8 protein-coding genes and 1 pseudogene are annotated in these 9,092 nt (G+C 42.6%); 4 read left to right on the plus strand and 5 right to left on the minus strand.

Annotated elements, in window-relative coordinates; genetic code table 11:
- Nucleotides 1-112: 112 nt before the first annotated feature.
- Nucleotides 113-1,098 (plus strand): annotated as a pseudogene (locus tag ACTNCK_RS11055) (ATP-binding protein); the annotation flags it as partial.
- A gap of 142 nt (nucleotides 1,099-1,240) precedes the next feature.
- On the opposite strand, the gene ACTNCK_RS11060 reads toward ACTNCK_RS11055, so the two are convergent.
- Nucleotides 1,241-1,438 carry a helix-turn-helix domain-containing protein gene (locus ACTNCK_RS11060; protein ID WP_441082775.1) on the minus strand — a complete coding sequence of 66 codons (198 nt, stop codon included), beginning with the start codon at nucleotides 1,436-1,438 and terminating at the stop codon, nucleotides 1,241-1,243.
- Between the two features lie 283 nt (nucleotides 1,439-1,721).
- Between ACTNCK_RS11060 and ACTNCK_RS11065 the strand changes: the two genes are divergently transcribed.
- Nucleotides 1,722-2,657 carry a Fic family protein gene (locus ACTNCK_RS11065; protein WP_441082776.1) on the plus strand — a complete coding sequence of 312 codons (936 nt, stop codon included), beginning with the start codon at nucleotides 1,722-1,724 and terminating at the stop codon, nucleotides 2,655-2,657.
- A gap of 701 nt (nucleotides 2,658-3,358) precedes the next feature.
- On the opposite strand, the gene ACTNCK_RS11070 is transcribed toward ACTNCK_RS11065, so the two are convergent.
- The 4 genes from ACTNCK_RS11070 to ACTNCK_RS11085 form a co-directional block, all read right to left on the minus strand.
- A complete protein-coding gene (locus ACTNCK_RS11070) occupies nucleotides 3,359-4,327 on the minus strand; it encodes an Abi family protein (protein WP_441082777.1) in 969 nt (322 codons plus the stop codon).
- Nucleotides 4,328-5,010: 683 nt separating this feature from the next.
- Entirely contained in the window at nucleotides 5,011-5,406 is a 396-nt protein-coding gene (locus ACTNCK_RS11075) for a hypothetical protein (RefSeq protein ID WP_441082778.1), read from the minus strand.
- Nucleotides 5,407-5,521: 115 nt separating this feature from the next.
- Entirely contained in the window at nucleotides 5,522-5,677 is a 156-nt protein-coding gene (locus ACTNCK_RS11080) for a helix-turn-helix domain-containing protein (RefSeq protein WP_441082780.1), read from the minus strand.
- Nucleotides 5,678-5,791: 114 nt separating this feature from the next.
- Nucleotides 5,792-6,385: a type III toxin-antitoxin system ToxN/AbiQ family toxin gene (locus ACTNCK_RS11085; protein WP_441082781.1), complete on the minus strand. Its 594-nt coding sequence runs from the start codon at nucleotides 6,383-6,385 to the stop codon at nucleotides 5,792-5,794.
- A gap of 112 nt (nucleotides 6,386-6,497) precedes the next feature.
- Here ACTNCK_RS11085 and ACTNCK_RS11090 point away from each other — a divergent pair, with 112 nt between their 5' ends.
- Together ACTNCK_RS11090 and ACTNCK_RS11095 are read left to right on the plus strand one after the other, a co-directional pair.
- On the plus strand, nucleotides 6,498-7,010 hold the full coding sequence (locus ACTNCK_RS11090) for an IS3 family transposase (protein ID WP_441082782.1): 513 nt from the start codon (nucleotides 6,498-6,500) through the stop codon (nucleotides 7,008-7,010).
- A gap of 470 nt (nucleotides 7,011-7,480) precedes the next feature.
- Nucleotides 7,481-9,001, plus strand: coding sequence for an IS1634 family transposase (locus tag ACTNCK_RS11095; RefSeq protein ID WP_441082783.1), 1,521 nt, complete (start codon nucleotides 7,481-7,483; stop codon nucleotides 8,999-9,001).
- Nucleotides 9,002-9,092: the final 91 nt, after the last annotated feature.

Consider the following 9,092-nt stretch of genomic DNA (forward strand, 5'->3'; position numbering starts at 1 on the left):
TGTACTATAGATTTTTTTTGGCGAAAAAATTGTACAGGAAAATGTATGCTTTTTCAATATTTACAAGGGTTACAGCGTTTTAGCTACCCACACAAACTGATGAAGAGCCAAGCTTTATGACTATATCGAGAGCCATTACATTTCTGAACGGAAGAATTATGTTTTCGTGGATGAGGTGCAGCTTTGTGATGGGTTTGAACTGGCTATCAACAGCCTGCATACTTCACGTAAATACGATCTCTATATCACAGGCTCAAATGCCTTCCTGCTCAGTTCTGATTTGACTACGCTGTTTACAGGAAGATACATCGAGATTCATGTCTTCCCGTTCAGCTTTGCCGAATTTTGCCGATACTATGAAGAGGAGAAGGATATCGCAAAGCTGTTTGATGAGTATGTGATTAAGGGCGGCCTGGCAGGCTCCTATGAATACCGCACTGACCGAGACCGGACAAACTATATCCGGGATGTCTATGATACAATCATAAACCGTGATCTGGTCATGAAATATCATTTGCCGGATACTACGACACTGGAGCATCTGGCGGAGTTTATGATGGACAATGTTTCCAACCTGACCTCCCCCAATAACATCAGCGATACACTTTCTGCCAATGTGGTTGCCACAAATCACAAGACTGTCGGCAACTACATCAAATATCTCTGCGACGCCTATGTATTTTACGGTGTTCGCCGTATGATATCCGGGGAAAGAAATATTTGAAGACTTCTGTAAAGTATTATCTCAGCGATACGGGAATCCGCTTTGCGAGGCTTGGCAGAAGGAATCTGGATTATGGACGGATGTATGAGAATATCGTCTGTATCGAGTTGATGCGGCGAGGATATGAGGTCTATGTCGGGAAACTATATCAGAAGGAAGTGGATTTTGTTGCTGTGCGAGGCGATGAAAAAATGTATATCCAGGTAAGTGACGATATTTCCCGGGCAGAGACCTTCGAGCGCGAATATGATCCACTTCTTAAGATCAAAGACGCATACCCTAAGCTGATCCTGGCGAATACCCGTCATGAGACTTACGACTACGAGGGCATTAAGGTATACAATCTGGCAGACTGGCTACTTGAAAAGAATTAAGCAAATCGGAATTTGCAGATCAGATGGTATTTGAGGATAAATCTGGAAACTGAAGAGCATAAGGAATCAGCAAACCTTAAACGCCTTCATGGGCTACCGAAAGTTCGATGAGCAGGGTGTTAACTGACAACGCTTCTTCTTTTCATCTCCAAAGAACTGATCTGGTATACGTCCGTCTGAAAGAGCTTTTCCGTTTTCTTCCCTGCATCTCTTTATCGAATGCGGCTACATACTTGTTGACAGTGTTCTTGTCAATACCAAGCCTGGTTGCAATCTGTCGGTTGCTTACACCATCCCGGTGCATCAGATAAATCTTTTGCTTATCAATCAACTTAATCACTCTTTCTGGCCCTCCTTTATAGTGTGATCACTTCCTATAAGGATAACTCATTTTGGTGCTGAGTGACTGAATTTTCAATTAACCATCTGACTTAATTTTAGTTTACCATATACAATTGTCGTGTATATTTAAAAAAATAGCAAGATGACAGGTTATCTACCATTTACTGTATTAGGGAACATTTTTAACAATAGAGAGGAGGATGTTCCCTAAATCATCTTGACTTTTAGGGAACATCTTAATATAATAAGCAATGAAAAGTTCCCTAAAGGAGGCTGCTTTTATGTCCGTATTTGATGAGATCCAATCTGCTCTTCGTGAGCGAGCTGATCTGAACGCGAGATTATCGCTGATTCCCTATGAAGGTACGCCTGAAATCAAAGAATTAAGCGGTCAGAAATATCTCTATACGCGTAAGCGGGTCGGAAGCAGGGTCACGTCAACCTATGTCGGAACGTATTCAGATGAACTGTACCAGTTGCTCCTCAGAAATACCAGGGAAGCGCGTGAGATCCGGAAGAGTTTAAGAAAACTGGACAAAACACTGGCAGAATTAGGTTACCAGGAAATCGAACTTGCACCACGTGTCATTCAGAATCTGGACTTTGCCAGAGCCAATATGAAGGCCAACATCTATGATCAGGCGGTTCTGGAAGGGGTTGCCACTTCTTTTCCGCAGACAGAGGAGATCATTGAAAACGGTAAAGTAAACGGCATGACCGCATCGGATGTCCAGAAGATCCTGAACCTGAAGCATGCCTGGGAATTCATTCTGGATCAAGACGTGATACAGGCTAAGAGCGATTACTATGTTCTTTGTCATATTGCCCGGCTTGTAAATGAGGGCTTTTTCGCTGACGGCGGAAGGATCCGCGGTGTTCCTGTAACGATCGGAGGGTCATCTTATATTCCGCCCCTTCCCATGGAATTTGAAGTTAGGGAAAGAATTGAAGAGATCCTGCAGTCTGATTCAGAAGATATCGACAAAGCAATCTCTTTGTGCCTGTATACGATGAAAAAACAGGTCTTCATCGATGGAAACAAACGTGCTGCCGTCATCTTTGCCAACCATTTTCTGATTGCCCACGGACAGGGATTTCTGGTGATTCCGGAGGCACACGTTGCTGAGTTTAAAAAGCTTCTTGTAGCTTACTATGAGGGAGAAACCGCAGATATCATTACGGCATTTCTAAAAGATAACTGCTGGAAGACTTTTTGACAGATTGAGGAGTAAGGCTTTTTCAGGTAATGCCTGCATCAATAACAGGGAGACATTAGCTGCAATCGTTAATCGAATGAGGAGACAAAAAAGGACTCTGTAAAGGCTTTAGTATCATGTTGACTTCCAATGATTCGTGCGACTATAGAAAAATCGTACGCAATCTAACTTTAGAAAAGCCTTAAAAATACTTGTGAATTCCGCATTTTTGCTTGCAATTATGCGGATTTTTTGTTATACAATATCTAGTTGTAAATACAACATTATAGGAGCAAACCATGTATCTTGATTACCTTTGGGGCAATCAGATCGCGGAATTCGGCGTGTACGGGAAGACGGTTCACACTTTTGTATATGCATCCGATACCAGTAAGCGGTATATACATATGTATTATAGTGCAGCGAAAGCTGTTGATTTATAATTATATCTATGTGCGTAGATGTGGGGCAACGATCTTTTTTGGATGATTGTTCACAGTTATATTTTAGATCCTTGAAAATATTCTTTTATGAGTATTGGAACAAAGTCTAGTCACGGGAGCAGAAGTGCGTTAGAATACTTGTATCGATTCTATTCAAGATGCTTTATGATGTTTGCACACTGAAGTTGAGGGTAGATGGTAATACGCATTAAGGACGAGCCTATGAAGATAAATTCAGACTCGCATGGCGGAGCATACCCATCAGCAACCATCACCCCATCACACCCTGTATTTGCTGATGTCTTTCCAATTATTAGGGAATCCCATGGCTGTGATCAACTTCGCTTCCGTAAGAGTAGAAGCCTTCTTGATGGTCTTATTGATCAGTTTGATGAGTTCTTTTTTGAATTCCTTGAATTCTTCTTTCGGAAGAAGATACCGATAAGCGATTACCACAGCGAAGAGATCGTGCTTGCCACAAACGTATTGATTGCCATTCTTGCCAATACCTAGCTTGTCATGTAAAGCGGTATCAGGAATATCATAGCGGTCTTTATAGCTGAATAATCTTTCGATATGGGCGCACCTATTTCTGAAGTGTGTGAGTACATGAAGGTAATCAATCAAGTCTGTATTGGAAAGAGCGGTTCTTTTTGTTGAGAAATCGCGACTGACCTTAACTTGAATTCCGTGTGCCTGAAGAGAATACATTGCAGATAGTTGTCCGAAGGTCATTACTTTGGTGGCTGCATATAACGGAACATTCCCGTAGGTGTTTCGCTGGTAGAGAGTGTACTCATGATCTGTATCTTTGTTTGCAATGTAATCAAGGATATTTACAAGCTTGTTTATGTTGTAACGATTCTTTCTTGTGTTCTGATAATGATTCGGGTCAAGATAATCCTTCTGCAGGTTGGTATAACGATCACAGAAAGCATAGGACATCGTTGAGCGAAGTTTCTGCTCGATGAAATTACTATAGTCGAAGATCAGATGACGGAGAGCATCGTCGAACTTATAAAGAGTGAGGATATCTTCGAAGGTTGTTCCAGGCAGATAGGTTCTGGTCATGTGATCATAGAACAACGTTTTATATCCGCCAATCAGAGCATAGTAGGAAATATTTAGAAGCGATTCCTTGGCAGTAGAGTGATCCTTTATGATAAGAAGTTTATCTTCCTCAAGATGCTGGATCTGCTGATCGTAGGTTAAGAACGGTTTTATTGGTTTGTACGAAGTCTTGCTCATAGATATCTCCAGTTAAACCTTGGTGGGGTGATCCTTGACCATTCTTGGAATCAGAAGAAAGGTAAAGAAAAAGAGGGCCCGTAGGTCCTCTTCCCGATCGCAGGCATCGCGAGTCTCTGCGACCTGATCACTGAGAATATATTAACACAGACGGAGAAAATTGTCCAACGGTTTATAGAGATTTAAGAATGGACTTGACTCCTAGCTTGTACCCGAGAGGGGACTATGCTAGGGACCATGCTTCTATTGTGCCCATCGATGACCTGTTCTTCTTTTTCAGCGGAAACATGAACTTGAGAACGTCGGCCACACTTTGGTCATCTTGGAATGCTGTGATTTGGGGTGACGTGATATACTATATTTGTAACAGTGATGACTAAGGATTATAATAAAGATTAGGAGATAATCAATATGTTATATTTGTCAAGTGAAAATTCAGTCACATGACATTTGAAAATTCAGTCACACGTGTCTTTATATAGCACCCGCTTTTCAGGCGGATGCTATTTGTTACATCGGATCTGTTACTTTGACAATCGGCTTACCACCACTCGGGGTTAGCCTCTTATCTCCATGACTTATATTTTTCAGTCAGTCCACGATCTCTGAGATAGCAGTTGAATATTTCTATTTCGTTTATAAGGGTTAGTCCGCAGTTTGTCTCATTCTCCAGCTTCTATTTGCTATCTCCTTTGATCTCTCTGTCCATAGTCTGTACCGCTGTCTGTTGTCTGGTTGCGGTACAGCATCCTGAGTTTTTCTGCGCTAAGATCGTGTACCGATGTCTTCAAAAGTTCCGTTATCAGCTCCTGCACTTTGTCTGCTCCGATATCCCGGATAAGCTCCATGACCTCTAGAAAAGATTTCGGATTACTGCTATAATAAGACTCGTAGATTTTTTTGACCAGGATATCTGCCTGCATTAGTGCACAGCTATGCGGCAGGGCTCCTGGTTTTTTTTTCAGGGTACGGAGGTAGTGGAATATATCCAGCTTTACCTCGCCCCAGTCGAACTCACAGATGGCACCGGGTTCGTACAACTGCTTGATAAACGTTTCATGGTGGAGGGTAGTTCTCATCCAGGCATTCCTGAATTATATTCTCAGCCTCCTTTGTAGAAGTTCTGGGACCTCTGTTCCTTGAATCGTATTTCGGTGCCTGTATTATCGATTCGGGGAGAGTGGCAGTGTCGGATCACTCTGCAAGAAGCCACTGCATCTCTTTATCGAATGCGGCTACATACTTGTTGACAGTGTTCTTGTCAATACCAAGCCTGGTTGCAATCTGTCGGTTGCTTACACCATCCCGGTGCATCAGATAAATCTTTTGCTTATCAATCAACTTAATCACTCTTTCTGGCCCTCATTATAGTGTGATCACTCCCTATAAGGATAACTCATTTTGGTGCTGAGTGACTGAATTTTCAATTAACCATCTGACTTAATTTTAGTTTACCATATACAGCTATTGCTCTTGGGGCTGTGATTCATTAGAATCCTGTGACCTTTGTTCTGTTGATCCATTTACCCATCGAGTATATAAATCCTCTAATGTTAAAAATGGGAGAATAGCATCGAGCATGCGACTGTTACGTTCAGTGCGGCGCTCGCTTTCATGAATTTTGAGATTGTAGATGATTTTTGCGTTTTGCAGAATTCGGGTATCATTATGTTCAATCCAACGAATCTCATCTTCAATTAGAGATTTGTATTTATCATCTGTTTCGGAATCTACATCATAGAGTACAAGTTCAGATGCAGGAACTGGAATCATATTAAGCAGCTTTAACGTGCCTAAGAGAACCGGATTGCCAGACTCATTTTTAGTCATACGCATAATGGATTTGTTTGAATGTCTGATCTGTCCATTGATGTAATCGCTATTCTTTGGGGAGGATAGTGGTGCGAAATACTGGTAATCATTGATAGAGATGACAACCCCGACATACTTGCGGTCATGTGTACGATGACCTTCCTTATTGTCAAAAACATGAATGATTTGGTTATCTACTCTAAGATAACGGATATATTCGTCTGAGACAGCATAAAGCTTGAGCATGGGCACTTAATCCTCAGTGAACAAAAAATAAAGCGAGCCTTTCGCAGCTCGCCAGTTGTTAAAACTGCCACGCTTAGGGAGGGGCATCTCCTTGTAGACATAGTATAACATTTTGAACAGTAAATTTCAACAAAAAGCGAAAATAGCAGTTGCAGTTTTGGACACTTATTTTCACATTTCGGGGGTGCGGACAAAAACCTGGACTCTGACAGGAACCGAAAGGAACTGTGAGATGTATTCAAGAAAACTGGTATTGAAAGCACTGAGACTGTACCGCAAATGCGGTTCTGTAACCAAAACCATTATAATCTTGGGGTATCCAAGCAGAGAATCCATGTATCTATGGATAAAGAATAGTGAGTATATGAACCCCGGAGATCGCATAGACAAGCGTCCTCCCCACAAGTGCCATTTATCAATTGCAGAAAAGGAATATGCAGTTAAACGTTGCTTTTATGATGGGGAATCGGTAAAATCAGTATCGGAAGAACTGGGATGCAGCACCACAGGCCTCTATCTGTGGCGAGACAAGTATCTCCACTGGTATAACGAAGACAGAATAAAAGAGTCATTAGGATATATGAGTCCTAAAGGGTATCGGGCATCACGTGGGATCGCCGTTTAGGCAGTCCAAGGAAATGTCCGCACCCCATTCTGTACATTTTTAATTATAACTTACTATTTGTGGCAGTGCAGCGCGACGAGCGTATCTACGTTCAGGTATGTCGTAGGTTGCCGGAGGAATCTGATCGGGAAATCGCCAATCTCATTGAAATCAAGGATAACTACCCTAAATACGTTGTGACGTTGGACGAGTTGGCCGCAGGAAATGTCAATGGTGTAAAAATCGTATACTTGGCGGATTTTTTGTTGAGTGATGAATACTAAATAACAAATTATGACGCATTACATGTAAAACAGGCTGGAAGTTAAGAATTAAAGATTTTAGCCTAAATTCCCGGGTTTCCAACCTATGTTAGCACTATGAAAAGTGCCTGAAAGCCGCATAAATACTGATAAAATCGGCATTTTTCCTTTACTTTCCAGACATAGTGTGGTATAATAATACCAACCTATGAAACGGGAGGTAAAGCGATGTCCTGTATCATTAAAAGCCTCGATAAACGAAGCGGTATCACATATGTTTACCAGTCCAGCTCTTATTGGGACAAGGAGAAGAAGGCTCCTCGTTCCAAGCGTGTCCTGATTGGCAAAGTCGATTCAAAGACAGGTGAGGTGGTTCCTACCGATGGCCGTGGTAAAAAGCGCGGCAAGAGCAAACAGCAGGAGCCGGCTTCTTCAAAACCTAAGCCAGGTCCCGTTCCCGAGACCAGAACAGACCGGCAGTATTACGGTGCTACATACCTTCTTGACCAGATCGGTGAGAAGCTGGGCATCACAGATGATCTGAAAGCCTGTTTTCCGAACGACTACAAGAAGATCGAATCGCTCGCCTATTTTATGATCCTTGAGGACACAAATACGATTTCACGATTCAGTAAGTTTGCCAAGACGCACCGTCATCCTTATGGCAGCGACATTCCATCCCAGAGGAGCAGCGAACTGTTCCAGTCGATCACGGAGGAGGCGAAAATGAAGTTCTTCCGTCTTCAGGGGAAACGTAGGATTGAGAAAGAATACTGGGCATACGACAGTACCTCCATTTCCAGTTGCTCGGAAACGCTCAAGCAGGTAAAGTATGGCAAGAACAAGGATGGTGACAAGCTTCCTCAGATAAATCTTGCATTGCTTTTTGGCGAAGAATCAGGACTCCCGTTCTACTACCGCAAGCTGGCTGGCAACATCCCAGATGTGAAGACCGTCACTGAACTCGTCCTTGAGCTTGATATTCTGGGTTATAAGAAGGTCAAACTTGTCATGGACCGTGGCTACTACAGCGCGGATAACATTAACGGGCTGTACAAGCAGCATTATAAGTTCCTTGTCGGAGCAAATACTACGCTGTCCTACGCCAAGGCATTTATCAAGGAGCTTGGCGACGACATCCGTAACTATGAGAACTACAGTGACCAGTACAAGGTCTACTATGCGAGCAAGTCCATTGCTTGGGATTACACTCAGGAAAGACCTTATAAGGGAGACACCATTTCAGCTGACCGCAGGATGTATCTGCATCTCTACTACAACCCTGAAAAGGCAGTAGAGGACAATCAGAAACGCACTGCATACTACGTCCAGCTGGAGAAAGAGCTCACATCCGGGAAACGTAAACCCGAGCACGAGAAGGATTATGCAAAGTATTTCACCGTGCATGAGACTCCTGTACGTGGGCTGAAAGTCACACCAAACAATGAGGCAATGAACAAGGCGCGCAGGCTTTATGGTTACTTCGTCCTGATCAGTAACGAGGTCAAAGATCCTGTTGAAGCATTGCAGCTTTACCGTACCAGAGACGTCGTAGAGAAGGCCTTCGGGAATCTCAAAGAGCGCCTCAACTGCCGTAGAACGCTGGTATCATCTGAGTCAAGCCTTGAAGGAAAGCTGTTCGTGACTTTCGTTTCTTTGATATATTTGTCATATATCAAGAACCGAATGCAGGAAAACGACCTTTTTTCAAAGTACACGATAACGGGACTGGTGCTAGAATATAAATAGTACAAGTTAAAGTGAGTTATTCCAAGGAATAAGACTATAATAGAGATAGTCCCAGGAGGAACTCACAATGGCTAGTAAACAACCTCAACAC

It is taken from the genome of Candidatus Weimeria sp. HCP3S3_B5, assembly GCF_052064335.1.
GTDB lineage: Bacteria > Bacillota > Clostridia > Lachnospirales > Lachnospiraceae > Weimeria.